This window comes from Streptomyces synnematoformans (assembly GCF_039531005.1).
GTDB lineage: Bacteria > Actinomycetota > Actinomycetes > Streptomycetales > Streptomycetaceae > Streptomyces > Streptomyces synnematoformans.
In genome coordinates this window covers 1-1,403 of record NZ_BAAAPF010000652.1, presented here as the reverse complement: position 1 = coordinate 1,403, position 1,403 = coordinate 1, and the positions used below count along the sequence as shown (strand labels likewise).

Here is a 1,403-nt window from a genome sequence, read left to right as displayed (position 1 = left end):
CGTCGCCCGCCTACGCCCCGGCGACCGCGGCCAGCGCCGCGTCGCTGAGCGCCGGCCGCGCCGAGGACGCCGCCCCCCGGCTGCGCGCCTTCGTCCGGTCGCTGGCCGCCGCCCGGCCGGACGCCCGGATCTCGCTGCTCTGCCACTCCTACGGCTCCGTGGTCTGCGGCCGCGCCGCGGCCGGGCTGCGGGTCGCGGACGTCGTGCTGTACGGCAGTCCCGGCGTCGGCGCCGGCAGCGCCGCCGAGCTGGACACCCCCGCCACGGTGTGGGCGGGGCGGGGGGCCGGCGACTGGGTGGGCGACGTGCCGCACGTGCGGGTCCCGCTGCTGGTGGCGACGGTCGGCTTCGGCCCGGACCCGGTGTCGGCCGGCTTCGGCGCCTGCCCCTTCGCCGCGGGCCCCGGCGGCCACAGCGACTACCTGAGCCCCGGCTCCGTACCGCTGCGGAGCCTGGCCCGGATCGTGACCGGGGAAGCCGCGTGCCGCGGGCCCGGGCCGGAGGCCGCCGCGGCGGCGTACGGGCCGCCCGGCCCTGGCCCGGGCGGACTCGACCGCCCCGACGACGTACGGCACGCTCCGCAGCCCGCCCTCGACCGGCTCGGCGAGCCGGCCGACGCGGTGCGCCGCGCCGGGGTCGAGGCCGCCGCCCGGACCACCGGAGAGCCGTACGCGCCGGCCTGTCGCCCGTGGGCCGCGTACGCCCCGTCCCACCGCCCGGCCGCCCCGTCCACCCCCCGCCACGCCCTCCGCGGATGCGGTCATGCGTGACGCCGTGCTGCGCGTCGCCGCCGCCACCCCGCCCGGCCGTGACCGCGGGATGGACGCCCTCCGCGCCCTCGCCATCCTCGGCGTCGTGCTCGGCCACTGGCTGGTCACCGCCCTCGTCGCCGACAGCGGCACCGTGCGCGCCGCCAGCCCGCTGCGACACCTGCCCGGGCTGGCGCCCGTCTCCTGGGTGCTGCAGACCCTGGCCGTCTTCTTCTTCGTCGGGGGCTACGTCGCCGCCCGCGGCCACGCCTCAGCGCGCGCCGCCGGCACCCCCTACGCCCGCTGGCTCCGCGGCCGGCTCGCCCGCCTGTTCCGGCCCGTCGCCGCCGTGCTCGCGGTCTGGGCGGTGGTGCTCGGCGCGCTGCTGCCCGCGGGCGCCGGCTACCCGACCGCACGCGCCCTCGGCAAGCTGGCGCTGTCGCCGCTGTGGTTCCTGCTGGTCTTCGCCGTGCTGACCGCGGCGACCCCGCTGGCCACCCGGCTGCACCCGGGGTGGCCGCTGGCCGTGGCCGGCTGCGTCGACCTGTGCCGGCTGCGGCTCGACGGGCCCGCGGCGCTGGGGTGGGCCAACGTCGCCGCCGGCTGGCTCGTGCCGTACGCGCTGCGCGCCCGCGGCGCCCGCGGCGGTCGCGG

At 81.2% G+C, this 1,403-nt stretch carries 2 protein-coding genes; both read left to right on the top strand.

Going from position 1 to position 1,403, the window contains the following annotated elements; translation table 11 throughout:
* A partial coding sequence (locus ABD317_RS36890) for an alpha/beta hydrolase (protein WP_344296435.1) occupies window positions 1-770 on the top strand: 770 nt, incomplete at its 5' end.
* The coding region (locus ABD317_RS36885) for an acyltransferase family protein (protein ID WP_344296433.1) at window positions 763-1,403 on the top strand (641 nt) is incomplete at its 3' end. The genes ABD317_RS36890 and ABD317_RS36885, both read left to right, overlap by 8 nt.